The sequence below is a fragment of the Rheinheimera fenheensis genome, assembly GCF_039871805.1.
GTDB lineage: Bacteria > Pseudomonadota > Gammaproteobacteria > Enterobacterales > Alteromonadaceae > Alishewanella > Alishewanella fenheensis.
In genome coordinates, this window is sequence record NZ_JBDPJM010000012.1 from 1 (window position 1) to 26,598 (window position 26,598).

The 26,598-nt window shown below is 51.1% G+C and carries 20 protein-coding genes and 1 tRNA gene; 10 read left to right on the forward strand and 11 right to left on the reverse strand.

Annotated features, from left to right (window positions below; genetic code table 11):
• Positions 1-2: 2 nt before the first annotated feature.
• Positions 3-76, reverse strand: a tRNA-Asn gene (locus ABGI61_RS14570).
• A gap of 572 nt (positions 77-648) precedes the next feature.
• On the opposite strand from ABGI61_RS14570, the gene ABGI61_RS14575 reads away from it, so the two are divergent.
• The 6 genes from ABGI61_RS14575 to ABGI61_RS14600 all read left to right on the forward strand — a co-directional run bounded on the left by ABGI61_RS14575 (position 649) and on the right by ABGI61_RS14600 (position 11,045).
• Positions 649-1,995, forward strand: coding sequence for an MATE family efflux transporter (locus tag ABGI61_RS14575; RefSeq protein ID WP_347602325.1), 1,347 nt, complete (start codon positions 649-651; stop codon positions 1,993-1,995).
• Positions 1,992-3,989 carry an excinuclease ABC subunit UvrB gene (gene uvrB, locus ABGI61_RS14580; protein ID WP_347602327.1) on the forward strand — a complete coding sequence of 666 codons (1,998 nt, stop codon included), beginning with the start codon at positions 1,992-1,994 and terminating at the stop codon, positions 3,987-3,989. Before ABGI61_RS14575 ends, uvrB begins: the two co-directional genes overlap by 4 nt.
• Before the next feature lie 155 nt (positions 3,990-4,144).
• Positions 4,145-4,930 carry a putative porin gene (locus tag ABGI61_RS14585; protein WP_347602329.1) on the forward strand — a complete coding sequence of 262 codons (786 nt, stop codon included), beginning with the start codon at positions 4,145-4,147 and terminating at the stop codon, positions 4,928-4,930.
• Positions 4,931-5,098: 168 nt separating this feature from the next.
• Positions 5,099-6,190 carry an efflux RND transporter periplasmic adaptor subunit gene (locus tag ABGI61_RS14590; RefSeq protein WP_347602331.1) on the forward strand — a complete coding sequence of 364 codons (1,092 nt, stop codon included), beginning with the start codon at positions 5,099-5,101 and terminating at the stop codon, positions 6,188-6,190.
• A gap of 2 nt (positions 6,191-6,192) precedes the next feature.
• Entirely contained in the window at positions 6,193-9,255 is a 3,063-nt protein-coding gene (locus ABGI61_RS14595) for an efflux RND transporter permease subunit (RefSeq protein ID WP_347602333.1), read from the forward strand.
• Entirely contained in the window at positions 9,252-11,045 is a 1,794-nt protein-coding gene (locus ABGI61_RS14600) for a M14 family metallopeptidase (protein WP_347602335.1), read from the forward strand. Before ABGI61_RS14595 ends, ABGI61_RS14600 begins: the two co-directional genes overlap by 4 nt.
• Positions 11,046-11,165: 120 nt before the next feature.
• On the opposite strand, the gene fusA is transcribed toward ABGI61_RS14600, so the two are convergent.
• A complete protein-coding gene (gene fusA, locus ABGI61_RS14605) occupies positions 11,166-13,271 on the reverse strand; it encodes an elongation factor G (RefSeq protein ID WP_439645774.1) in 2,106 nt (701 codons plus the stop codon).
• Positions 13,272-13,476: 205 nt separating this feature from the next.
• Here fusA and murI point away from each other — a divergent pair, with 205 nt between their 5' ends.
• Positions 13,477-14,262, forward strand: a complete 786-nt coding sequence (gene murI, locus ABGI61_RS14610) for a glutamate racemase (RefSeq protein ID WP_347602337.1) — start codon at positions 13,477-13,479, stop codon at positions 14,260-14,262.
• Here the strand turns inward: murI and atcC are convergent.
• The 6 genes from atcC to folM all read right to left on the reverse strand — a co-directional run bounded on the left by atcC (position 14,257) and on the right by folM (position 18,878).
• The gene (gene atcC, locus ABGI61_RS14615; protein WP_347602339.1) at positions 14,257-15,150 is read right to left on the reverse strand and encodes a cold adaptation protein AtcC; all 894 of its coding nucleotides are present in this window, start codon (positions 15,148-15,150) and stop codon (positions 14,257-14,259) included. The two genes, murI and atcC, sit on opposite strands and share 6 nt — an antisense overlap.
• Before the next feature lie 12 nt (positions 15,151-15,162).
• Positions 15,163-15,930, reverse strand: a complete 768-nt coding sequence (gene atcB / locus ABGI61_RS14620; RefSeq protein ID WP_347602342.1) for a cold adaptation protein AtcB — start codon at positions 15,928-15,930, stop codon at positions 15,163-15,165.
• 5 nt (positions 15,931-15,935) lie between these two features.
• A complete protein-coding gene (gene atcA / locus ABGI61_RS14625; RefSeq protein ID WP_347602345.1) occupies positions 15,936-16,502 on the reverse strand; it encodes a cold adaptation protein AtcA in 567 nt (188 codons plus the stop codon).
• A gap of 34 nt (positions 16,503-16,536) precedes the next feature.
• Positions 16,537-16,821, reverse strand: a complete 285-nt coding sequence (atcJ, locus tag ABGI61_RS14630) for a cold adaptation protein ActJcold adaptation protein ActJ (RefSeq protein WP_347602348.1) — start codon at positions 16,819-16,821, stop codon at positions 16,537-16,539.
• A gap of 134 nt (positions 16,822-16,955) precedes the next feature.
• Positions 16,956-18,062 carry a hypothetical protein gene (locus ABGI61_RS14635; RefSeq protein ID WP_347602351.1) on the reverse strand — a complete coding sequence of 369 codons (1,107 nt, stop codon included), beginning with the start codon at positions 18,060-18,062 and terminating at the stop codon, positions 16,956-16,958.
• Positions 18,063-18,143: 81 nt separating this feature from the next.
• The gene (folM, locus tag ABGI61_RS14640; protein WP_347602354.1) at positions 18,144-18,878 is read right to left on the reverse strand and encodes a dihydromonapterin reductase; all 735 of its coding nucleotides are present in this window, start codon (positions 18,876-18,878) and stop codon (positions 18,144-18,146) included.
• Positions 18,879-19,087: 209 nt separating this feature from the next.
• On the opposite strand from folM, the gene ABGI61_RS14645 reads away from it, so the two are divergent.
• The gene (locus ABGI61_RS14645; protein ID WP_347602357.1) at positions 19,088-19,378 is read left to right on the forward strand and encodes a high-potential iron-sulfur protein; all 291 of its coding nucleotides are present in this window, start codon (positions 19,088-19,090) and stop codon (positions 19,376-19,378) included.
• Between the two features lie 39 nt (positions 19,379-19,417).
• Here the strand turns inward: ABGI61_RS14645 and ABGI61_RS14650 are convergent, their stop codons facing one another.
• The 3 genes from ABGI61_RS14650 to pabB form a co-directional block, all read right to left on the reverse strand.
• Positions 19,418-20,800: an L-serine ammonia-lyase gene (locus ABGI61_RS14650; RefSeq protein ID WP_347602360.1), complete on the reverse strand. Its 1,383-nt coding sequence runs from the start codon at positions 20,798-20,800 to the stop codon at positions 19,418-19,420.
• Positions 20,801-20,920: 120 nt separating this feature from the next.
• Positions 20,921-21,481 (reverse strand): CoA pyrophosphatase, encoded by a 561-nt coding sequence (locus ABGI61_RS14655; protein ID WP_347602363.1) that lies wholly within the window; start codon positions 21,479-21,481, stop codon positions 20,921-20,923.
• 1 nt (position 21,482) lies between these two features.
• Positions 21,483-22,862 (reverse strand): aminodeoxychorismate synthase component I, encoded by a 1,380-nt coding sequence (gene pabB, locus ABGI61_RS14660; RefSeq protein ID WP_440590660.1) that lies wholly within the window; start codon positions 22,860-22,862, stop codon positions 21,483-21,485.
• A 100-nt stretch (positions 22,863-22,962) separates the two neighbouring features.
• On the opposite strand from pabB, the gene ABGI61_RS14665 reads away from it, so the two are divergent.
• Both ABGI61_RS14665 and ABGI61_RS14670 read left to right on the forward strand, forming a co-directional pair.
• Positions 22,963-24,492, forward strand: coding sequence for a fumarate hydratase (locus ABGI61_RS14665; protein ID WP_347602369.1), 1,530 nt, complete (start codon positions 22,963-22,965; stop codon positions 24,490-24,492).
• Positions 24,493-24,566: 74 nt separating this feature from the next.
• A complete protein-coding gene (locus ABGI61_RS14670) occupies positions 24,567-26,588 on the forward strand; it encodes a S9 family peptidase (RefSeq protein ID WP_347602373.1) in 2,022 nt (673 codons plus the stop codon).
• Positions 26,589-26,598: the final 10 nt, after the last annotated feature.

The following is a 26,598-nucleotide window of genomic DNA, read 5'->3' on the forward strand; positions in this document are numbered from 1 at the left end:
GGCTCCCCAGACTGGACTCGAACCAGTGACCTACGGATTAACAGTCCGCCGCTCTAACCAACTGAGCTACTAGGGAACAGCATTCAACGGGGCGCAATACTAATGCCAGCTATACCCACTGTCAACACTTTGGCTGCGGGATTTTTGCTATTGCTGACCACTTGCATATTGTTTGAGCAAAGCGGCCACGCCAGTGCCCTGATTCATCGCAAAATAACTGAAACAAGCTAAAAAATAGCAGGGCGTGTTCGGGCAATAACTTCAAAGCGAAACGATTTTCCAGTCGTAGCCAGGTTTGGCGGCCACTGCAGCCACTTACCCACAGAAACTGTGGATAACTCTGTGAATGAGCAGGGTGTTTCCAGCGCAATACGGCATAGACATTAGCTTTGTCGTAGGTCAAGTGACTTGCGACGAAAATTTAATCTGTTATAAAACAGTGCTTTACTGTTTTTGTCGTGGCGGTTTACTTTCGTTAAACGGAAAAAAACTGGCACAGCTTAAGCAAGGCGGAAATGTGAACTGTTTCACCAGCTAACACCGTATCAGGATGCAATAACCGGTATACGCGGCGAAGCGGCTTAATAGGCGTAGTGCCCACACCGGCTTTTCTTTACAATAGGCCGACACTTCAACTGTGCTGTAGTTATGACCTCTGCCAATTCACTGACGCAAAATCCGATCCAGCCCACCTTAGTGGCGATGACGCTGCCTATGCTGGTGGGCATGATCACGCTGATGAGCTTTAACCTGGTCGACACCTTTTTTATCAGTATGCTGGGTACGGTTGAGCTGGCCGCTATCAGCTTTACCTTTCCGGTGACTTTTACCCTGATTAGTTTAGCAATTGGTCTGAGTATTGGTACCTCAGCGGTGATTGCTAAGGCGCTTGGCGCTGGGCGCCTAACGGAAGCGCGTACCGATGGCCAGGTGGCGTTATGGCTGGCTGCGGCTATGGTTGCGCTGTTAGCCTTAGTTGGCTATGTCTTTACCCTGCCGCTTTTCCGCGCCCTGGGCGCCGGTAACGATGTACTAGTGTTTATCCGGCAATATATGGATATCTGGTTTGCCGGCGCAGTGTTGCTGGTGGTGCCTATGGTGGGTAATGCGGTACTGCGCGCTGCCGGGGATACTAAAACCCCCAGTCTTATTATGGCCGGCTCAGGTTTGGTAAATGCTGTGCTCGACCCACTGCTGATTTTTGGCCTGGGCCCGCTACCAGCGCTGGGTATGCAAGGGGCAGCCATTGCTACTGTGCTGTCATGGGTGTTTGGTTCGGTGATGATTATTGCCCTGCTGGTAAAACACGATCTGATTGCGACTCAGTGGATTAGGCCGGCTACCCTTATTGGCATTTGCCGTAAAATCTTGCGTATTGGTTTGCCAGCCGCTGGCGCTAACATGCTCACGCCACTGGCCATGGCGGTACTGACAGCCATTATTGCCGGTTATGGTGATGCAGCGGTGGCAGCGTTTGGCGTAGGGGTCAGGCTGGAGAGTATGGCGTGTCTGGTGGTGCTGGCGCTGTCGATGACCTTACCGCCTTTTGTCAGCCAGAACTTTGGGGCCGGTTTGTTGCACCGTGTGCAGCAGGCTTACCGGCTATGTGGCCGCTTTGTGATGTTTTGGCAGTTTGGCATTTATGTCTTGCTGGCATTGTTGGCGATACCGCTGGCGCGTTTATTCAGTGACGAGGCTGAAGTGGTGCGTATTATTTGCCAGTTTTTGTGGATAGTGCCCTTAGCGTATGGCCTTCAGGGCATTATTATTTTAACGAACTCGTCGTTCAATGCGCTGCATCAGCCGGGCAGTGCACTGTTGCTTAGCATAGTGCGCCTCTTTGTGTTCTATGTGCCACTGGCCTGGCTTGGTGGTAAACTCTATGGCGTTACCGGTTTGTTTATCGGCTGCGTTATCGCCAACATCTGCACAGCCGCCTTAGCCTGGGGTTGGTTTAACTGGGCTGTAACCCGTAGCTTACAGGAGAGCCAATGAGCCGCGACTTTGAATTATGTTCCAGTTATCAGCCTGCCGGCGATCAGCCACAGGCCATTGATAAGCTGGTAGACGGACTTGAAGCCGGACTGGCACATCAAACCCTACTGGGCGTTACCGGCTCAGGCAAAACCTTTACCATGGCGAATGTGATAGCCAGGGTGAACCGGCCGACGCTGATTATGGCGCACAATAAAACCCTGGCAGCTCAGCTGTATGGCGAAATGAAAGAGTTCTTCCCCAATAACGCGGTGGAATACTTTGTTTCTTATTACGATTACTACCAGCCAGAAGCCTATGTGCCTTCTACTGACACCTTTATCGAAAAAGATGCCTCTATTAACGAGCATATCGAGCAGATGCGCCTTTCTGCCACTAAGGCACTGATGGAACGACGCGATGTCGTGATTATTGCCTCGGTATCGGCCATTTATGGCTTAGGTGACCCTGAATCTTACATGAAAATGCTGCTGCATTTAAAAGTGGGCGATATCGTCGACCAGCGCTTTATTCTGCGCCGGCTGGCCGAGCTGCAATACAGCCGTAACGACATTGACTTTGCCCGTGCCACTTATCGGGTGCGTGGTGATGTGATTGATATTTTCCCGGCTGAGTCGGACGACATTGCTGTACGTGTTGAGTTATTTGATGAAGAGATTGAGCGTATCAGCTTATTTGACCCCTTAACTGGCGCAGTCGAAAAGGTTGTTACCCGCTATACGGTGTATCCGAAAACGCACTATGTTACGCCGCGCGAGAAAATCCTGGCGGCGGTTGACGAGATAAAGGTTGAGCTTAAGCAGCGCCGGGACGAGCTTATAGCGCATAACAAACTGGTAGAAGAGCAGCGGCTTAGCCAGCGTACCTTGTTTGACATCGAGATGATGATTGAGCTGGGTTACTGCTCAGGTATCGAAAACTACTCGCGGTATCTGTCGGGCCGTGCAAACGGTGAGCCGCCTCCTACCTTGCTGGATTATTTCCCGGCCGATGGTCTGATGTTTATTGATGAGTCGCACGTGACCATTTCGCAAATTGGCGCCATGTATAAAGGTGATCGCTCGCGTAAAGAGAACCTGGTCAATTATGGTTTTCGTCTGCCCTCGGCGCTGGATAACCGGCCATTAAAGTTTGACGAGTTTGAAGCGATAGCGCCACAACGCATCTATGTATCAGCCACACCAGCCGCCTATGAGCTTGAGCACTCGGCTGGTGAAGTGGTCGAGCAGGTGGTGCGCCCCACCGGTTTGGTGGATCCGCAAATTGAGATCCGGCCGGTCGCGACACAGGTAGATGATTTATTGTCAGAGGCCTTTATCCGTGCTGAGCGCCAGGAGCGGGTGCTGGTAACCACGCTGACCAAGAAAATGGCCGAAGATTTAACCGAATATCTAAACGAGCATGGCGTAAAAGTGCGTTATCTACACTCGGATATTGATACCGTTGAGCGGATGGAGATTATCCGTGACCTGCGCCTGGGCGTATTTGATGTGCTGGTGGGTATTAACTTATTGCGAGAAGGCCTGGATATTCCGGAAGTGTCGCTGGTTGCCATATTAGATGCTGATAAAGAGGGCTTTTTGCGCTCTGAGCGCTCACTTATTCAAACCATAGGCAGGGCAGCGCGCAATTTACAGGGCCGGGCCATTTTGTATGCTGACCGCATTACCGGCTCTATGCAGCGGGCGATAGATGAAACCGAGCGTCGTCGTGCTAAGCAGTTGCAGTTTAATCAGCTGCATGGCATAGCGCCGCAGGCGATTAAACGCAAAATTGCCGATGTAATGGACTTAGGCCAGGACGCCAAGACGGTACTGCCGCTGGTGGCCGAAAAAGTGCGGTTAATAAAAGGTAAAACGCCGTATCAGGTAGAAGCTGAAATTAAACAGCTGGAGCAGAAAATGCTGCAGCATGCCCGGGAGCTGGAGTTTGAGCAGGCGGCAAAACTGCGCGATCAGGTGCTGTTGTTAAAGCAAGCGCTGCTTGAAATTTAGCCGGTCGTGCACCGATGTGCTTACAGTATAAACTGGTTACAAAACAACTGGCTAAACAGGTGCCGGGTTCATTGATTGTTCAGCAATAACTGCTAGTATGCGCGCGGGCTGCGTCAGCCTTTAATGCCCTTGGGTTTTATTTTTGAAGGACAGTTATGAAAACTACAATGTTAGCTTCTGTTATCGCCGTTTTTTCTGCCTCTGCACTGGCCAATAGCTATCAGCATCAATCAGACGCCAGCTTTGGCTGGGGTGATGTTGCAACCGGTGAACTACAAAACTGGTCACTGCGCCATGAGTTCTATTTAACGCCAGTGCGTAGCGGCACTGTTCCTTATGCCGAAGCTGCGTTTATCAGCCGTAATGCCAGTGTGTTTGCCGGTTATGACTACACCAAGTTTGACTTGCCGAGCGTGGCGGAGTTTAGTTTCAGTAACTGGCAGCTGGGCGGTGTCTATCAGGATAAGGCACACAATTTCTATGCCGCAGCTGCGGTTAGCGAAGTTAACGGCAATGACGATCGGCAACTGGATATCAGCCTGGGTTATTTTGTGGCCAGTGACTGGCTGGTAAAACTGGATGCCCGTAACATCGATAACGAGGGGCAGGGCAGTTATACCGAGTATGGTATCAGCACGAAAAAGCTGCTGGCGCTGGAAAAAGGTAACTTTATCAATATTGAAGCCAGCTTTATGGATGTGAAAGGCAACGATATTTCAGAGTACAGCGTGGCTGCCGATTATTACTTTGGCCGCAATATCGCTGTCGGCCTGGTATATGACTGGCTGTCAGATGATCTGGTTAACGCTGAGGAAGACAGCTTTACACTGCGTGGCAGCTGGTTCCTGCAACCGAATCTGGCGCTTAAAGCCGCCGTCGCCTTTGATAACTATGTTACACAAGACGAGCTGTATCAGTTAGGTATCAGCTACCGTTTCTAAGCCGTGCTTTCTTTTTATTAAAACCCGCCCGCTGTGGCGGGTTTTTTCATCATGGCGAAAAAAACATGCTGTTAAGCAAGGCTTTTTTGCGGTTAAATAAGGCGCGCTGGTCAGACTTGGCTAAGCTTGTTCTGCACCTTCATTTTTTCATGTTTCAGGATGATACTCATGCGTCGACCCTTGCCCGTATTTTTTAGCGTCAGCCTTGCTGCCATAGTATTAACCAGTTGCTCAAAACCTGCACCCGAGCCTGTAGCCGAGCAAGTGCGGCCGGTAAAACTGCATCAGGTAAGCAGTGAGGCACAAGGGGCTGTGCGCCAGTTTCCGGCGGTGGTGGCGCCCACTGAGCGTGCCAGCCTGACGTTTCGTGTCAGTGGTAAATTGGTACAATTGGTAGCCCGGCCCGGCCAAATGGTGCAAAAAGGTGAACTGTTAGCCCGGCTTGATGACACCGATTTTGCGTTAAAGCTCGATCAGGCCAAAGCCCGCTTTGAACTGGCACAAACCCAGTTTACCCGCGCTGAGCAGCTTATTGCGCAAAAACTGGTATCGCAAGCTGTGTTCGATGAAGCCAAAGCGCAGCTGCAGGTGGCGCAGGCGGATTTATCTACCGCCGAAACGGCACTCAGTTATACCCGGTTAGAGGCACCCTTTGCCGGCAATATTTCCCGTCTGCTGGTCGAAAACCACGAAAACGTCGCCGCCCAGCAACCGATTATGGAGCTACAGGTACGCGATCAGGTTGATGTGATCATTCAGGTACCAGAAGATGTGATCTCCAATGTGCGCAAAGACTTTGATTATCAACCCGAAGTGGTGTTCGACTCGCACCCGGACCTGCGTTATCGTGCCCGCATCCGCGAGTGGGACACGCAGGCCGATCCGGCCACCAACAGTTTTAAGGTGGTGTTCAGTATGCCAACACCGACTGAGTTTAACGTGCTATCTGGCATGACAGCCAATGTGATTGCTGAGGTCAGTAAAATCAGTACGGTATACACTGATGCGCTCTACATTCCGGCCAGTGCCATCTTTATGCCCGCCGACATCGCCCTTGCGCAGCAGCAAAGCTATGTCTGGGTATATCAGCCTGACAGCGGCATGGTGACGAAAAGAGCCGTTACTGTGAAAAGCTTAAGCAGTGCCGGTGCAGCGGTTACCGCGGGTTTAACGGAAGGTGAGCAGGTGGTCAGCGCCGGTATACAGCACTTAACGGAAGGCCAGCGCGTGCGGCCCTGGGTGCGTGAGCGGGGGCTGTAAGCATGGATATCGCCCGCTATTTTATTAAGTACCGAACGTCGTCGTGGTTGTTCGCCGCTATTTTACTTTGTGGCGGCATAGTGTCTTACATGGGACTAGGTCGGCTGGAAGATCCGCAATTTACGCTAAAACAAGCGCTTATCATCACCCAGTATCCGGGGGCATCACCGACCCAGGTCGAAGAAGAAGTCACCTATCCGCTGGAAAATGCCATTCAGCAACTGCCTTACGTGAACCATGTCACTTCTGTCTCAACCGCCGGTTTATCGCAATTAATGGTCGAGATGAAAGACACTTACCGCGCCAAAGAGTTAAAACAAATTTGGGATGAGCTGCGCCATAAAGTGAATGATTTGCAGCCACAACTGCCACCAGGTGTGCAGGTGCCGCAGGTAAAAGATGACTTTGGCGATGTCTACGGCATTTTATATGCGGTGACCGGTGACGGCTACAGTGACGATGAGCTAAGAGACTACGTCGATTTTCTGCGCCGCGAGCTGGTATTGGTGCCAAGTGTGGGTAAAGTGGCGGTGTCCGGTGTGCAGCAGGAGCAGGTCATCGTCGAAATTTCCAGGCCCAGGCTGACTGCGCTGGGCATAGCGCCGCAAACCTTATCGGCACTGCTGCAAAGTCAGAATATGGTGGCCAATGCCGGCTCTATTAAAGTCGGGCCAGACCGGCTGCGCATTTACCCGACCGGTGAGTTTGAATCGGTAAAAGAGCTGGAAAACCTGATTATCTCAAGCCCCGACTCAAAAGAGCTGATTTATTTAGGCGACGTGGCGCGGGTCTATCGCGAAAATGCCGAAGTCCCGGCACAGCTCATTCGTTTTGGTGGCCAGAATGCGCTCACGCTGGGCGTATCCTTTTCATCCGGCGTTAACGTGGTCGATGCCGGCGCGCAAATTAAGCAGCGCTTGGCTGAGCTGGAATACAACCGCCCGGTCGGTATCACGCTGCATACTATTTACAACCAGCCTGACGAAGTGGCCAATTCGGTTACCGGTTTTATCGTCAATCTGGCGGCAGCCGTAGCCATAGTCATATTGGTGCTGCTGGTATTTATGGGGCTGCGAAGCGGCATACTGATTGGCCTTATTTTGCTATTAACCGTGCTGGGCACTTTTATTTTTATGCTGCAAATGGATATCGAGCTGCAGCGTGTATCACTGGGCGCGCTAATTATTGCACTGGGTATGTTGGTCGACAATGCAATCGTGATTACCGAAGGCATTTTAATTGGTATGCAGCGCCGGCTTAAACTGGCCGATGCCGCCAGTTTAATTGTAAAGCAGACCCAATGGCCGCTATTGGGTGCAACAGTAATAGCCATCGCGGCGTTTGCACCAATTGGTTTATCCAGTGATGCTACCGGCGAGTTTGCCGGCAGCCTGTTTTGGGTGCTGCTGGTGTCCTTACTGCTCAGTTGGGTTACGGCCATTACACTGACACCGTTTTTTGCCAGCCTGCTATTTAAAGAAGCGCCCAAAGAGCAGGGCGAGCCTGCGCAGCTGTATCAGGGCATTATTTTTACTCTGTACCGCAAGCTGCTGTGGCTGGCGCTGCGCCAACGCGCACTAACATACACGCTAACGCTGGTGCTGTTGGTATTGGCAGTAGTGGGCTTTGGCAAGGTGAAACAGGTGTTTTTTCCGCCATCGAATACGCCCATTTTTCTGGTTGACCTGTGGCAGCCAGCCGGCACCGATATCCGCCATTCGGCAGAGGGTGCGCTGGCGCTGATGCGTTATCTGCAAACACTTGAGGGTGTAAGCCATGTGACCAGTACCAGCGGCCGCGGCGCTGAGCGCTTTATGCTGACCTATCAGCCGGAGAAAAACTTTGCCGCCTACAGCCAGCTTATTGTACGTGCTGAGCAGTTAGAGCAGTTACCTGAATTGATGCAACAAACCCGGCGCTACATTGCCGAACAGCTGCCGCGTTTGCAGTATAAATTGCTGCGTTTAGAAGTGGGGCCTTCAACGCCGGCAAAAATTGAGGCGCGTTTCAGTGGTGCCGACCCTGACGTACTGCGTGCTCTGGCCGAGCAAGCGAAAGCCATTTTACTGGCCGATGGCCGTGCGGTTAGCGTGCGGGATAACTGGCGTGAGCGCACCAAAGTGATTAGGCCGCGTTTCAATGAAGCGATGGCGCGCCGCGCCGGTATCAGTAAGCAGGATATCGATGAGGTGCTGCTAAGCAGCATGTCAGGCCGTACTGTTGGCATTTATCGTGATGGCACCCATTTGCTGCCTATTATTGCCCGCTCGCCTCTGGCCGAACGCGATAACCTCGATGCTTTGTACGATTTACAGGTGTACAGCAATAAACTGCAGCGTTATGTGCCGATAACCCAGGTCGTCACCGGTTTTGATCTGGTATGGGAAGATGCCCAAATTCAGCGCCGTGATCGCAAACGCACCATTACCGTGATGGCCGAGCATGACAGTTTAACTGACGATACCGCCTCTGCCTTACTGGCCAGAGTCAAAGCCGATATTGAAGCCATAACTTTGCCAACCGGCTACTTCCTCACTTGGGGCGGTGAGTATGAAGCGCAGCAAAAAGCGCAAACCGCGCTGTTTAGCTCGCTGCCGCTGGGCTATCTGATGATGTTTATTATCACCGTGTTACTGTTTAACTCGCTGCGCAGTGCCTTGGTGATTTGGGCTTGTGTGCCGCTGGCTATTATTGGTGTGAGCTTTGGCTTGTTACTGCTGGGGGCGCCCTTTGGCTTTATTGCGCTGCTGGGCTTTTTAAGTTTGTCCGGCATGCTGATAAAAAACTGCATAGTGCTGGTGGAGCAAATCAAGCTGGAGCTTAGCGAGGGCAAAGCGGCGTTTAACGCTGTGTTTGACAGTGCTGTCAGCCGGGTGCGGCCAGTGTCTATGGCCGCCATTACCACCATTTTAGGTATGTTACCGCTGCTGGGCGATGTGTTTTTTGCCAGCCTGGCGGTGGTGATTATGTTCGGTTTAGGTTTTGCCACTGTGCTGACACTGGTGTTTTTACCGGTGCTGTATTGCAGTATGTTTAATATTAAAACGCCACAGGAAACACCATGAAGCTTTTAGCTCCGTCAATGCTGGCACTCTGTCTGGCCGCCTCTGGCCAGGGCCGAGCCACCGATGACTGGTTACCGCCATTACCCGCCTGGCAGGGCGCAAGTGAGCAACTGGTAAAACAGCAGGGCGATGCCTGGGTCACGCCGGCAGAGCTTAGTGGCCTGACTGATAGCCCGGATTATGCTGCCACACTGGCCTATTTAACCAAGTTGGTAGACAGCTCAGATTTACTGCAGCTGGAGCAGTTTGGCCAAAGCCCACAGGGGCGGCCACTCTATTTGGTGAAGGCCAGTAAGGTGCTACACAAAATAGCGAATAACCCTAATCGGCCATTGTTATTAGTGCAGGCCGGTATTCACAGCGGTGAAATTGATGGTAAAGATGCCGGTCTAATGCTGCTGCGTGATATTGCCCACGGCGGCAAAGCGGCACTGTTGGATAACGCTGACGTGCTATTTATTCCGGTGTTATCGCCCGACGGCCATGAACGACGCTCGCTGTATAACCGGATGAACCAGCGCGGCCCCTTGCAGCAAGGCTGGCGCGCCACCGCACAAAACCTGAATCTTAACCGTGATTATGCCAAAGCCGATGCACCGGAGATGCAGGCGCTGTTAGGCGTTCTGAAGCAATATCAGCCCGATTTGTATATTGATGTGCATGTTACCGATGGCGAAGATTATCAGTACGATATTACCTACGGCTTTAACGAACCCTTCGCTGCTGTAAGTGTGAATGCCGCCAGCTGGTTGGCAAAGGTGTATCGCCCCGCGGTCAACGCAGCGCTGACTGAAGCCGGCCATATCCCCGGGCCGCTGGTATTTGGTGTCGACAACAATGATTTTAGCAAAGGTATTAGTGGCTGGACTGCCAGCCCGCGCTTTTCCAATGGCTATGGTGATGTGCGCCATTTACCCACTGTGCTGGTGGAAAACCACAGCTTAAAGTCTTACCGCCAAAGGGTGTTGGGTACTTATGTGTTACTCGAAAGAAGCCTTACGTTGTTAAACGAGCAGGGCAAAGCACTGATGCTGGCACGCCAGGCTGATTTACAGGCCAGGCCACAACAGCTGGTGCTGAGCTACAAAGCCAGTGAACAAGCTGATTTTATCGACTTTAAAGGCATGAGCTACGAGCTGCGCCAATCTGACATCAGTGGTGCGCCCTATGTTGCCTGGACCGGCAAGCCTGTGTTGTATAAGCAATTGCCAGTGTACTGGGATAAAGTGGCCGATGTTACTGTGCAAATCCCGGCAGCTTACTGGATCCCACCTGAGCAGCAGCTGGTTATTAGCCGCCTGGAGCTGCACGGTATTGAAATGACCACGCTGGCTCAGCCGAAAAAGCTCAAGCTGCAGCAGCTGAGCGTAGAAGACTATCGCTTTGCCGATAAGCCCTTTGAAAGCCGCTTTATGCTCAGCGAGGCTCGCTTTAGTGAGCACAGTGTACAGCGCAACCTAACTGCCGGTTGGGTTAGGGTAAGTACCGATCAGCCGCTGGGCCGTTTAGCGGTAGCGCTGCTGGAGCCCAGCGCGCCCGACTCATTCTTAAGCTGGGGCTTTTTCCCGGGGATGTTTGAGCGCACCGAGTATTTTGAACCCTATGCTATAGAGCCATTAATTGCCCGAATGCTGGCGCATCAGCCGGCCTTAAAGCAGCAGTTTGACAAGGCGCTGGCAGAGGATGAGCAGCTGAGAAACAACCCGCGTGCGCGCTACAACTGGTTTTACCGCCAGATGCCGTTTTATGATCAGCAATACCTGAAATACCCGGTACTGATTGAGCGCTAAGGCTTCAGGCAAGTACTGTTATCATGACAGCCTTGCCATCTCTGCTGATAATTACGCTATGCCGGCAATAAAAAAGCCCCGCGGTGAAAACCGGCGGGGCTTTTATCAAAGCGCTACAGCTTAGTTTTTAGCAGCAGCTGCTTTCTTTTCTTTCTCTTTGGCGATTACCGCGTCCGCGACGTTAGTCGGGCACGGTGAGTAGTGCGAGAACTCCATAGAGAACTGACCACGGCCTGAGGTCATAGTACGCAGGGTAGAGATGTAACCAAACATCTCAGACAGTGGTACGTCGCCTTTAATCCGAACGCCAGTTACACCCGCTTCCTGACCTGAGATCATGCCACGGCGACGGTTTAAGTCACCGATAACATCACCTACGTGATCTTCCGGAGTGAACACGTCAACTTTCATGATTGGCTCTAACAGCTGTGGGCCAGCTTTAGGCATAGATTGACGGAATGCACCTTTAGCTGCGATTTCGAACGCGATAGCTGATGAGTCAACTGCGTGGAAACCACCGTCGAACAGTTCAACTTCAACGTCCAATACCGGGAAGCCAGCCAGAGGACCGGTTGACATCATAGACTCAAAGCCTTTCTCGATAGCCGGGAAGAATTCTTTTGGAACGCTACCACCCACTACTGTTGAAGTGAACTTGAAGCCTGAGTTCTGCTCGCCCGGACGAATGCGGTAGTCAATTTTACCGTACTGACCTGAACCACCAGACTGCTTCTTGTGCGTGTAGCTATCTTCGATTTCACGGGTAATAGTTTCGCGGTAAGCAACCTGAGGCTGACCAACTACTAATTCAACACCGTAAGTACGCTTTAAGATGTCTACTTTGATGTCCAGGTGCAATTCACCCATACCTTTCAGAATGGTTTCACCTGAATCTGGGTCAGTTTCAACGCGGAAGGTTGGATCTTCAGCAACCATCTTACCGATAGCGATACCCATTTTCTCTACCGAACCTTTGTCTTTTGGTGTTACAGAGATAGAGATTACCGGCTCTGGGAATACCATGGGTTCAAGAGTACAAGGAGACTTAGGATCACACAGGGTGTGACCAGTCTGGGTGTTGTTCTTCAGACCTACCAGCGCGATGATGTCACCAGCTTGTGCTGTGGTCAGGTCGGTACGGTCGTTCGCATGCATTTCAACCATGCGGCCAACACGTTCAGTTTTACCGGTGTAGGAGTTCAGGATGGTGTCACCCTTGTTCAGTACACCTGAGTAAATACGGATAAAAGTCAGGGCGCCGAAACGGTCATCCATGATTTTGAATGCTAACGCACGGAACGGCTCGTCTGGAGATACGATAGCGTGCTGGCCGGTTTCGTTACCTTCTTCGTCAGTCAGTGGCTGAGGAATAACTTCAGTTGGTGACGGCAGGTAATCAACAACAGCGTCTAACAGTAACTGCATACCTTTGTTTTTAAAGGCAGAACCACAGTAAGTTGGGAAGAACGCCAGGTCACGGCAACCTTTACGGATACAACGCTTAATGTCTTCAATTGACGGCTCTTCGCCTTCCATGTACGCCATTAACAGGTCATCGTCCTGCTCAACCGCAGTTTCGATCAGCTGTTGACGGTACATTTCAACGTCATCCGCCATATCGGCAGGTACGTCAGTAACAGTGTAGTTCTCTGGCTGGCCAGACTCGTCCCACACGTAAGCTTGCTTGGTTAACAGGTCAACCACACCTTTGAAGGTGTCTTCGCGGCCGATTGGCAGCGTCATGATTAACGGGTTAGCACCCAGAACTTTTTTCACCTGCTCGGTAACACGGATAAAGTCAGCACCGATACGGTCTAATTTGTTTACGAAGATCAGACGTGATACTTCAGCGTCGTTAGCGTAGCGCCAGTTAGTTTCTGACTGAGGCTCAACACCGCCAGAGCCACAGAATACGCCGATACCGCCGTCCAGAACTTTCAGTGAACGGTATACTTCAACGGTGAAGTCAACGTGACCCGGGGTATCGATAACGTTGAAACGGTGGCCTTTCCAGAAGCAGCTAACCGCGGCTGACTGAATAGTAATACCACGCTCGGCTTCCTGCTCCATGAAGTCGGTCGTTGATTCACCTTCGTGAACTTCACCCAACTTATGGATCTTACCGGTCAGTTTCAGGATACGTTCTGTTGTAGTTGTTTTACCGGCATCAACGTGGGCGAAGATACCAATGTTTCTGTATAAGGATAAATCTGCTGACATAGTCATCTCTATAAGCTAGGGTTTAAAAATAGTGCGACAATATACAGGATTTTAAATCGATTTGCCCGAAAAAAAATTATCCTGTCGTGCAAATTTTTTCTACTGCTGTCAAAGCAGCGTGACAGGTTAGCCTGACAGTCAGTCAAGGTTTATCTTACTGTGGCATAATAGCCACCATCAAACCTATTTCGAGCTGGTAGAGTCTGCTGCTGTGACAATTGACCCCGTATTGCACCCGCATCAACCCATAGGAATATTTGACTCAGGTATTGGCGGGCTGTCGGTTGCACGCGCAATTCGCCAACTCTTGCCGGGCGAGCGTTTGCATTATTTCGCAGATACCGGCCATGCGCCTTATGGTGAAAAATCAGATGAGTATATTTACCAACGCATGCAGGTTATTACCCAGCAGCTACTAAGCGCAGGCGTGAAAGCTATAGTAGTTGCCTGTAATACCGCCACTACAGCGGCAATTGCCAGGCTAAGAGCAGAGTGTAGTGTGCCAATTATTGGCGTAGAGCCAGGAGTAAAGCCGGCAACATTGGTCAGTAAGTCGGGAGTAGTGGGTGTATTGGCTACGCCTCGCACCCTACAAACACCGGCTTTTAGCCAACTGAGCGCGCGCTTTGCAGGTAACACCCGTATTTTGCTGCAGCCGTGTCCTGGCCTGGTGCCGCTTATTGAGGCACTGGCGCTTGAAAGCCCAGAGCTGCGCCAGCTGTTGCAAAGTTATATTCAGCCGCTATTGGCACAAGGCGCCGACACCCTGGTGCTGGGCTGCACCCATTATAACCTTATCGTGGATCTGATTGCTGACACGGCCGGGCCAGCAATTACGATAGTGCGCACCGAAATGGCAGTGGCGAAACAGCTGCAGCGCAGGCTTAGCGCGCTTGGTTTACTTAATACCGGCGATGTACGGGGGCCAGACAGCTTTTATAGCAGTGGTGATAACGTATTGTTTCAGCGTCAGTTACAGCAGTTCTGGTGTTTATAACACCAGATACTGCGGCCATCCCAGTAACGGGCTGGTTAAACCTTGTTTGCCCTCAAACGCATCCAGCTTTTCAGGTGAGGCCTGGCTTGCCACCAACTGCTGATACTTCTGTGCAAACTGTAGGGTGCGCAGCAGTGCCGGCATAAAATGCTGGCCCAAGTCTGCTCGGATGGCGGCGGCATTTTCAGCCGGCAACTGTGCCAGCGCTGCGTCAGTTTGGGCATGAAAAAACGCCTCGTTAAACCATTCAGGTTTAAGCGTTATGTTAACAATACGCTGCTTTAAATCAGCCCGCACTTTATCGCTACCGGTCAGGGCGCGATAAAATACCACTTCGGCCAATACTTCCTCTAAGCTGAAATGCTCAAATTCATCAAAGTGTGTACGCATATAAAACTGCTGTTGTAGCAGTTGCATCGACTGTGTGCGGCGGTGCTCGATAAGCGCCTGTTGATACTGCTGATAACCGTCCCATTCTTCGGCATCAGGCGGGCAGGAAATGCTTTGCAGCAGCTGCTCAGCCACCTCACCATACAGCGACGTCTTACCGGTTTTTTTGCTTACCGTGACCAGCATGCTCCAGCCTTTTTGAAATGGCTTTACCAGACCTTCCGGGGCCTGTAATACGGCTAATGCGCGGGCAGGGTCTTTTTCGCTCAGCTCCTGTAAGCCCAGGCTTACCACGCCAATCACGTCATAAGCTGCTTGCTCCAGCAGATGCATTTTATATTTGTTGTAGAACTTGTCGGCAAATTTCAGGCTCATCAGCACGGCTTTGCTTTTTATCTGCGCCAGCTCAGTCGGCTCAAGCAGGCTTTCAGCGCGGGCATAATTGAGCACTTGGCTTAAAAAAGGGCCGTTACTGCTATCACGAACGATTAACTGCATAACTGCTTGTCCTTAATCCAGAAAGCTGAACATCTCGTCCACTTCGCTGAACTCATCGTCCGTGGCCTGGTTTTTCTCTTTGGCTTGTAGCACCAGCTCTGCCGCAAATTTGTTGATAATACCTTCCCAGCCTGAATTTTCATTACGGATAAGTGCTTTAATCGCTGTTTCTACTTCAGGGGTAAGCTGGCGGATTAACGCCAGTAAACTGCGCGGGTCGTCAAAACCCAGATTGTGCGTGTCTTCTGCCAGTTGCCGCTCGGTATAGGCTTCAGCTTCCTCTAAATGCTCTTCATCTTCGTACAGTTTATCTTCCCAGTAGTTCTCGTATTCGAGAATTTCGCCACGGTATATTTCGATAAAAGGAATAGATAAATAGAACAATCCGGCCGGATCTTCGGCGATACAGGATAGAATTTCGGCCTGCTTCTCTTCACTGTCCTGGGTGCGGATAAGATAAGTTAAAAAATCAAAGGTGTGCTGTTTTAACTCTTCGGCATTGTTTTTAATTTTCTCTTCCCAGTACAACGGTTGCTGGCAGACGATGTCGCGAATGCGCTCGGGCGTCATCAGCTCGGTCATGATTGACGGGAAAGAAATATCATGCTCGCTGTTAATCTGAGTTAGGGTAACAATATCAATTTGTTCAATGACTTCTGTTAACTGCTCATCGCTCATGGTATTGGCAATCAGCTCGAACTTTTTACTGGCCTGCTTGGGTTCTACCACTGCCAGCTCTTTAATTTCCGCTACTGCAATTTCAATTAAACTGGTGCTCATTAACCTTACTCTCCCTTAAAGCGAATATTGTCGTACTGATCGTCGTAACCTTCTTCATCGCTATCGCCGCTGTCATAATCGTCGCTGTAGTCGTCGGCATAGTCATCAGCGTAGTCATCGCCTGTATTGTCGTCCTGCTCAGCGGCTTCAGCCGGGGCGCTATTGCGGCTTATGGCAGTTAAACTGGCATTATCCAACATAAATAGCACAGCACAGGCTTCGATTAACAAGCTTTGCGAGTAGGCCCTTACCGCTTTTACCAGCTCTAAATCGGCATTAGCAAAGGCGATGGCGGTTTTAAATTCGTCCCACTGCGGCGCTTTACCGGTCTGCAGCCATTGCTGCCATTTAGGCTTTGCTGCTGGCGGAAACTTCACCCGGCCGTACAGCGCCATTGGCAGGTACTCGGGCACCGAGTCGAGCATCTCGGGATCGGCCAGTAAAATAGCTTTCATTTTGGCTGTAAATTGCTCCAGCGCTTTGGGCGTATCAGGGTCCAAGTAAGACTCGATATTGTCCTTGGCATCGCGGTGAAGGGCGCGAATACGCGCAAGATCCAGTTTTTCTGTCATAAGCGGCTCGTTCGGGCGGTTCTCATCGATATGATTAAGGGTAGTACTGATCCCACAACTCCTGCATAGCAGCAGCAGGGTCGGTTACAATGACATTATTAAAATCTTTAATGTAGGCCGCGCGTAGCTTGGCATCTGACAACACCTCATAAGCGACCTTAACCCGTTGTAACTGGGTGGCTGCGGCGTCTTTTTCTTCGTCACTTAAGCCATGCAGTTTATCTGGGTGATATTTGTTGGCCAAACGGCGGTAAGCTTTTTTAATATCATCTTCGCTGGCGTTACTTTTAACGCCCAAGATGCGAAAGTGGTTAATCATAGCATTTCCTGCAACAACAAGAATTCTCTGCCGCTTAGCAAGTGGTGCCAAGGGGCGAACAGCGGCTGATCATAGCAGAGCTATGCCGGTTCACCTAGTTGTGCACAGTCTGATTTTACAACTCGCAGGTGTTTTTACTGTGCCGTGTTGATAAACCAGCGCGGGTCTACCGGTAGCGTAAACAGCAACGGCGCAAATTTGTTAAAGTGAGCCGCATTGGCCGGGCAGTTAATATTGTCGGGGTAGCGCTTTTTCCAGGCATCATTCACCAGATACACCGTTTCGCCATACACAGCTACACCTTCTATAGCCGTTTGCACCATAAATTCATAAGCCGGGCAGGGGCTGTCGGCCGGCGTAGGCGCATAGTAGGCCATTTGCTGCACAAATGGCGCCTGCTGCTGGCTAATATCGATGATCCAAAGCTGATCGTCATTACGCGCGGCCGCCACTAAATAACCCGGATGGCCGGCTTTTTTCGCCGGCAGATAATCCAGGCCGTTAATCGGGTGGTCTTTAGCATCCGGTACCGGCAGCACAAAGCCGGTATCCTGTACCTTTATATAGCCGTCCTGTTGCCAAAAGGTTTTATCGTACGGCGTTTTGAAAATCATCGGCGCATTGGCCGCATTTTGCTCCAGTGCTAAATACAAATTACCGGAATTATCAAAGGCTAAACCTTCAATGCCGTCGTTAGGCGCATTACCCACCAAAGACGCTGCAGGGAACTGCACCGGGCGTACCGCGCTAATTTGCGCACGGCTTAATGGTTTATCGGTATCAATTTTTACCAGTAACGTGGGGTAGTCGGTGGAGTTTGTTTCGCCATAGCGCGCTTGACATTCTGGGCTTAACTGCACAAAGGAGGAGTCTTCCGTTACGCTAACAAACACGGTGTCATCCACTCTGTCCCAGGTTAGTGATTCAAAATCGGCATAGTGTTTAAACAGCTCGCCAAAGCAGCCATTTAGTACGCTTTCGGCCACAGTAATAGGCAGAGGTTCTGCCAGTAACTGTGCGGATTGTGGGTTTATCCTCAAAAGCTTATTGCGCATCGGCTCAGCCGCGCTGTTATCGCCTAAGTGAATTAGCTCGCCGTGGCGCCATGTAAAGCCGGAGCTTTGCGGATCATTAAGGGTTTGGCCGCTTAAATCGGTGATCCACTTACCGGCTACCGGCTGTGCCGCGATGGCTTGACCTGTAAATACCAAAGTGGCCAATAAACAAAGGGGTTTTCTCATCAGCGAAGCTCTTTCTCAAGAAGTGCCATTATTCTGCCTGTTGCCGGCTCCTTTTAAAAGCATTGCGCGGTCAAGTGCCTATTATGGCAGCTTGAGCGGCCGGCCACCGTCTAACGCCAGCACCTTGCCGGTTATATACCGGCTGTGCAGTAAATACAGCACGGTATTGGTCAGCTCTGCAGCGCCAGGCTCCACTTGCAGCAAGGACTTTTGCAGCGCTTTTTGCCGGTACTGCGCATCATCGTGTTCGTTAAACATCAAAAGCGCTGGCGCTATGGCATTTACTTTTACTTTGGGTGCTAAGGCGCGGGCAAAGCTGTAGGTTAAATTCTCCAGCGCGGCTTTAGAGGCCGCATAGGCCATATGCTTGCTGCTGCCGACGCTGGCGACAAAGTCGGTCAGGTGAATTATATCGCAGGCACCGGTTTGGGCTTGCAGTAGCGGTGTAAAAGCGCGGTTAAGTAAATAAGGCGCTTTGGCATGCACAGCCTGCATCGCATCATATATGGCAGCGTCTTGCTTCAGGCTGTCGGGGCTTGGAGCGCTTGGTAAATCGGCTTTCCAGTCGGAGGCGTTATGGATCAATGCACGTAAACTGGTTAACTGCTGCTGCATGCTGCTGACAAAGGCCGACAGTGCCACATGATCAGTCACATCCAGTTGCACACATTGCACGCCAGCTTCCCTCAACTGTGCTAGGCCGGGTTTTTCGCTGCGGTAGGTAGCAATCACCTGATAACCCGCTTGCTGAAGACTTAATGCACAGTGCAAACCCAGCCGCTGGGCGGCGCCGGTAATAATAATGTTGTTTTCCATCAAAGAAGTTCCTGCTTGTCGCTGCTAAGCTCAGCACTGTAACTGTTACGTGACAAAAGTGCTTTGGTTTGCCGGCCGCGCAGAAAAAAGCCGACTAAACCAAGTCGCGCGTTAATCAGTACAAATTTTCAGAACAATAAGGTCTTAGGGTAAACAAGACCACAAGTGCAGCAATAAAGTGACCATAAACAACATCAGAGGCAATAACAATGAGCAATAGCAGAAGACGTTTTCTTAAACTGTCCGCCGGGGGCGTGGTGGGCTTAAGCATGGGTGGTATTAGCTTAAAAGCGTTTGCCGCCGAGCAGGTAGACCCCGAAAGCCCACAGGCCAAAGCGCTGCAGTATGTGCATAAATCGGCCAAAGAAGGGCAAAACTGTGCTAACTGTATGCTTATTCAGGGCAACGAGGGCGATGCCTGGCGCCCCTGTGGTGTGTTCCCCGGGAAATTAGTCGCCAGCGAGGGCTGGTGTGCCGCCTGGGCGAAAAAACCAGGTTAATTTTAACTAGCAGGCCCGCTATCGCGGGCCTGCTAAGTGTTAACACTCGATAATATTTACTGCCAAACCACCGCGAGAGGTTTCCTTATACTTGGTCTGCATATCTTTACCGGTATCCCACATGGTCTTTATAACCTTGTCCAGCGACACCTTGTGATCGCCGCTACCGCGCAGTGCTAAGCGTGAAGCGTTAATCGCTTTTACCGCACCCATGGCATTACGCTCAATGCACGGCACCTGTACCAAACCACCGACAGGGTCGCAGGTTAGGCCAAGGTTATGTTCCATGCCGATCTCTGCAGCGTTTTCTACATGCGAAGGTGTACCGCCAAGAATTTCGGTTAAGGCGGCCGCCGCCATTGAGCAAGCGACGCCCACTTCGCCCTGACAGCCGACCTCTGCGCCAGAGATAGAGGCATTTTTCTTATACAAAATGCCAATAGCAGCGGCTGTTAACAAATACTGTACGGCAATATCCGGCGTAACTGGCTGAATAAACTTATCGTAGTACATTAATACCGCCGGAATAATACCGGCCGCGCCGTTAGTCGGTGCGGTAACCACCCGGCCACCGGCGGCGTTTTCTTCGTTTACCGCTAAGGCAAACAGGTTAACCCAGTCCATCACCTGCAATGGGTCGCTGCTTTTTTCTGCCATCAACTTTTTATACAGTGCCGGAGCGCGGCGTTTTACTTTTAACCCGCCTGGCAGTATGCCTTCGGTTTTAATGCCGCGCTCAATACAGGCACGCATAGTCAGCCAGATATTATTCAGCTCATCGGTAATTTGTGCCGGGCTGCGTAATACTTTTTCGTTTTCCAGCATCAGGCCGGCAATTGACAAGCCGTTTTCTTTGCACAGAGCCAGCAGCTCAGCACCTGATTCGAACGGAAACGGCGGCGGGTTATCAGCGGCAAACTGACTGGCGGCTTCCTTTTCTTTGGCAAAATCCTCAGCTTTAACAATAAAACCGCCACCAATCGAGAAATACACATCGCTTAGCACCACGTTTTTGTCCTTATCTAGCGCAATCAGCTCCATGCCGTTAGAGTGCTCTTTTAGCGTTTTACGCCGGTGAAATACAATAGCACCCTCGCGCGGGAAGCTGACCGGGTGGCTTTTTGCCAGACGGATTTGCTGCTCGTCATGTACTTGTTTTAGCAATCCCGGCACCGCATCCGGGTCTACCGTTTCAGGCAAATAGCCGGCTAAGCCTAAAATCACCGCTTTACCGGTACCGTGGCCGACACCAGTTTGGCCCAGCGAGCCATAAAGCTCTACTTTCACGCTGGCCACTTTTTCCAGCAGGTTTGTCTCGGTTAAGTCATCGGTAAACTTTTTCGCCGCCCGCATCGGGCCAACGGTGTGTGAACTGGACGGCCCAATGCCGATGCTAAACATATCAAAAGCGCTGATAATCATAATTTATTCTGTTTGGTCGTTATCATAATTGCGTCATTGTAGCCCAAGCAGCGTGCTTCTGTAAGTCGGTTGGTAACTGGTCAGCGCTTATTACAGATGAGAAAAACTAATGGAAAAATCTTATGCGAGTTGTAGGCACAACCTATGCAAAATGGCGGCGGTAGCCCCCCAGATAAACTTATCCTGATATGGCATAGCGTGTAGCTGCTGTACTTTACCGCGTAGCGGCAGGCTAAATTGATAGCGGTTTTCCTGCTGTAAGAAATGCGTTAGTGGCACTTCAAACACACCGGCCACTTCATCGACCTGCAAAATCCAGCGACGCTGCGGTTTAAGCAAACCCACCCAGGGCTGAATAGTAAAACCGGTGCTGGTGCTTTGCAGCGGCAGGTGGCCCAGTAACTCTACCGCGCTGGGCAATAAACCAATTTCTTCTTCGGCTTCGCGCAGCGCGGCGATGCTACCAGTTTCGCCTGGCTCGATGCGCCCGCCTGGAAAGCTGATTTGCCCCGGGTGGTGGCGTAAATGTAGCGCGCGCTGGGTAAACAACACCTGCAGCTTGTCGCCATAATTAATTATCGGCACTAACACCGCAGCCTGGTGTTTGTCACCGGCCGCGATAATGTCGGCTGCCGCGGCTTGCTGCAGTATAAAGCGCTGTCGAAACTCAACGGCTAGCATCTTAATGCTCCGCCCCGGCCAGCACCGGCAGAATTTTATTTACCTTATCCAGGGTTTCCTGATATTCGCTATCAGCGTCGGAGTCGGCGACAATGCCGCCACCAGCCTGACAGTGAATTTGCCCTTCGCTGCAAATCAGCGTGCGAATGGCAATATTAGTGTCCATATCACCGCAGCTGTTAATGTAACCAATAGCGCCGCAGTATACAGAGCGTCGCTGTGGCTCTAGCTGTTCAATGATCTCCATCGCCCGCACCTTGGGGGCGCCGGTAATAGAGCCGCCAGGAAAAGCACCGCGCAATAAATCGCAGGCGCTGTACTCAGGCGATAAGTTGCCGGTTACCGTGCTAACCAGATGATGTACCGCCGGAAAGCTCTCAATGGCAAACAACTGCGGCACGGCAACGCTTCCTGGCAGGCACACTTTGCCTAAATCGTTACGCAGCAAATCGACTATCATCACGTTTTCGGCGCGATCTTTCGCCGAATGGCGCAGGTTATCGGCTTCCACTTCGTCAGTCATCGGGCAAATACCACGCGGCCGGGTGCCTTTAATCGGTTTGGTTTCGACTTTGCCGCTATGTAGCTGTAAAAAACGTTCGGGCGAGATGCTGAGTACCGCACCCTGCGGCAGGCGGATAAAGGCAGAAAAAGGCGCAGCGTTCTTATCGCGTAGTTGTAAATAAGCCTGCCACTCATCACCCTGATACTGCGCGCTAAAGCGCTGGGTCAGGTTTATCTGGTAGCAATCGCCACTCAGTAAATACTGCTGTACCTGATTAAACCGCGCGACATAGCCGTGTTTATCCATATTCGCCTGCCAGGGTGTCGTTAAGCTAAAAGAAGGGGTTAGCGCTATTTTTTGTTGTAAACGTTTGTGCAATTTTTGCCAGCGCTGCTCGGCGTTACCACAATAATCAACACACCACAGTTGTTGTTTTTGCTTATCGAGTATTAGCGCCCACTGGTAAAGGCCTACCGCCAGATCGGGCAGTTTGATATCGGCCTTTGCTGTGGTGGGTAGCTTTTCAATATAACGGCCTAAGTCGTAGCCAAAATAACCCATGGCGCCGCCGATAAAAGGCAAATTGCTGTGGGCTTGAGTAGGAAAATAGCGTTTTAGCGCGCAGTTAAGTACGGTAAAAGGGTCTTCATTGTAATGATGGCTACCTTGCTCGTCGGTTAGCACACAATAACCATGCTCGGCTACAAGTGTAGCAACCGGTTCGGCCACGATAATGTCATAGCGGCTGTTAACATGCTCAGGTGCGGCTGAGTCAAGCAGCATCGACCAGGGCTGGCTGGCGAAGTGACTAAACAAATTGAGTAAGGTGTCAGGCGTATTGCCATAAATTTCCGCTGGAATAAGGTACTGCTGCATTAATGGGGCTAGCCGCTGTTTCTGATGCGCGCTATCATACCAGCACCCGCTAAAATAGTTAAACATGGCGCTGCCAGAGGCGTCAGAGGACAGGTAGAACATGACGGTTATTCGCCAGCAAGACTTTATCGATAGCATCGAAGATGCTCTGCAATATATCTCTTATTACCACCCGCTGGATTTTATCAAAGCGTTGGAGGTGGCCTACCACAAAGAGCAAAACCAGGCGGCAAAAGATGCCATAGCGCAAATTTTAATTAACTCGCGCATGTCTGCTGAAGGCCACCGACCGATTTGCCAGGACACCGGTATTGTGACCTGTTTTGTCAAAATTGGTATGGACGTCAAGTGGGATAAAACCGATATGACGGTGCAGCAGATGGTGGATGAAGGAACCCGTCGTGCTTACTTAAACCCGGATAACCCGCTGCGCGCCTCTATAGTGGCAGACCCGGCAGGGCTGCGTAAAAACACCAAAGACAATACGCCGTCAGTGGTGCATATCGATTTAGTGCCCGGCCATCATGTTGAAGTGATGATTGCCGCCAAAGGCGGTGGCTCTGAGAACAAAACCAAGATGGCGATGCTTAACCCGTCTGATTCTATTGTCGATTGGGTGCTGGAAACCCTACCGAAAATGGGCGCTGGCTGGTGTCCGCCAGGTATGCTCGGCATAGGTATTGGTGGTACTGCTGAAAAAGCGGCGGTGCTGGCCAAAGAAGCCTTAATGGAGCCGGTGGATATTCAGGATTTAATTGCTAAAGGTGCAGAAACGGCTGATGAAAAGCTGCGCTTAGAGCTGTATGAAAAAGTAAACAAACTGGGTATTGGCGCTCAGGGCTTAGGTGGCTTAACTACTGTGGTCGATGTAAAAATTAATAGCGTACCGACCCATGCTGCTAGCTTACCCGTGGTGATGATCCCCAACTGTGCTGCAACGCGCCATGTGCATTTCCACTTAGATGGCTCGGGGCCAGCCGATATTCAGCCGCCAAAACTGGAAGACTGGCCACAGGTGACGTGGGAGCTTGGTAGTAATGTACGTAGGGTAAATTTAGACACCGTAACGCCAGAGGAAGTACAAAGCTGGCAAGCCGGTGAAACCGTGCTGTTATCTGGCAAAATGCTTACCGGCCGCGACGCCGCGCACAAGCGCATAGCCGATATGCTAAGCCGTGGTGAAGCCTTACCTGATGGTGTCGATTTTAAAAACCGCTTTATTTACTACGTCGGCCCGGTGGATGCGGTGGGCGATGAAGTGGTAGGTCCGGCCGGCCCGACAACCGCAACGCGGATGGATAAATTTACCGACATGATGTTATCGCAAACCGGTTTGCTTGGCATGATTGGTAAATCTGAGCGTGGCGATAAAACGGTAGCAAGCATTAAAAAGCACAAGGCGGTGTATTTAATGGCGGTGGGCGGTGCAGCGTATCTGGTATCTAAAGCGATTAAAAAAGCCCGCGTGGTAGCCTTTGCCGATTTAGGTATGGAAGCCATTTACGAGTTTGAGGTGCAGGATATGCCGGTAACCGTGGCGGTTGACCCTAACGGCAACAACGTGCATCAGCAGGGGCCGGCTATCTGGAAAGCCAAAATTGAAGTTCTGGATGCGGCGTTAAAAGCCTAATCCGAATTAAGGCTACAGCACTGCTGTGGCCTTTATTTTTTCAGCTTATAACAACTAAAAATCAAGGGATACGCATGAACAAGACCTTAGTTGCGCTGGCGCTGCTGGCATCCGCCAGCGCCACGGCCAAAGGGCCATTAACCGTAGAGCATTTAAACCGCTTTAATAAACTGCATGATGTGGTGTTATCGCCCGATGGTCGTTTCCTGGCATACGGCCAGACTAATGCCGGTTTTAGCCCGGCAGATACGTCATCTGATTTATACCTGATGGATTTATCCAACTTAAATAAAGTGACCCGTTTAACCCAAAGCGCCGGCCGCGAAAGCCAGCTGCAGTGGGCAAGCGACGGCCAGAGTCTTTATTTTATTGCCGATCGCAGCGGCTCGAACCAGGTATGGCAATTGCCACTGTACGGCGGTGAAGCGCTGCAGGTCACCGATTTACCGCTGCCGGTAGAGGGTTTTAAAGTATCAAACGATGGCAAACAGATTGCGCTGGCGTTAGCGGTGAAGCCCGGCTGTCAGAACCTGCAATGTACCTTGGATGCCAAAGCCGCAGATGCGGCGAGAAAAGACAGCGCCATGGCCTATGACCAGCTAATGGTTCGCCACTGGGATCATTGGTTAACGCCATATCGCAGCCATTTACATGTGGCGGCACTGGGGCAGGGGGCGGTGAAAGACGCCACTAACCTGATGAGCGAGTGGAATACCAATATTGCCGGTATGAAAGAAGTGGCGTTTACGCCAGACAATGCCCGTTTAGTCTTTAGTGCGAAAATTCCTGCTGCAGATCAGGCCTGGCACACCAATTACGACATCTTTATGGTGCCGGTAGCGGGTGGTGAAAAGCAGAATTTAACCGCGGCCAACCCCGCCTGGGATGCACAGCCGTCGTTCTCCAGTGATGGCCGTTTTATGGCCTATAAAGCCATGAGCAAGCCACAGGCCGAAGCCGATAAATTCAGCCTGATGCTGTTGGATATGGTGACCGGGCAGAAAAAAGAGCTGGCGCCTGAGTTTGACCGCTCTGTCAGCGATTACAAATTTGGCCCGGATAACCGCACTGTGTATGTCACTACGCAGGATGTTGGCCAGTACAGCATTTATGCCATTAACACCGGCTTTGGTGATGTACGCAAAGTGTTTGGCGATGGCACTGCTGGCGCGTTAAATGTGGCCAGCGATAAACTGGTGTTTACCAACCACAAACTGGATATGCCACCAGAGGTATTTCAGTTAAACCTGGATGGTAGCAATTTGACCCAACTGACCGACATCAACGCCGACTGGCGCCAAGAAGTGCAGTTTGGTGACTATGAGCAATTTAGCTTTAAAGGCGCCAATGACGAAACCGTGTACGGTTATCTGGTAAAGCCGTGGAATTTTGACGCCAAGAAAAAATACCCGATGGCGTTTTTAGTGCACGGCGGACCGCAAGGCAGCTTTGGCAATATGTTTAACGAGCGTTGGAATGCGCAGATGTATGCCGCTCAGGGTTATGCGGTGGTGATGGTCGATTTTCATGGCTCTACCGGTTATGGCCAGGCCTTTACCGATTCAATTAGCCGTGACTGGGGCGGTAAGCCACTGGAAGACTTGAAAAAAGGCTTTGAGTACATTGTAAAAGCCCAGCCCTGGATAGATGGCAACCGTGCTTGTGCACTGGGTGCCTCTTATGGTGGCTATATGATGAACTGGATTGCCGGCAACTGGCCAACCGGCTTTAAGTGTCTGGTAAACCATGCTGGTTTGTACGATATGCCAAGCTTTTACGGCAGCACCGAAGAGCTGTGGTTTCCGGAATTTGATTTAGGCGGCCCGGCCTGGAATCCAGAGTCTGACTATCAGAAATTTAACCCCGCCGTGCATGCCGATAAATGGCAAACGCCTATGCTGGTTATTCACGGCTTAAAAGATTACCGCGTGCCTTATGCGCAGGGTTTAGGTGCCTTTACTAACCTGCAGCGCAAGGGTATCGACTCGCGCTTAGTGATTTTCCCGGATGAAAACCACTGGATCTTAAATAAAGACAATCGTGTACGTTGGTACAACGAGGTGTTTCAGTGGCTGGAGAAGTACACCAAGCCTTAAATTCGTGACA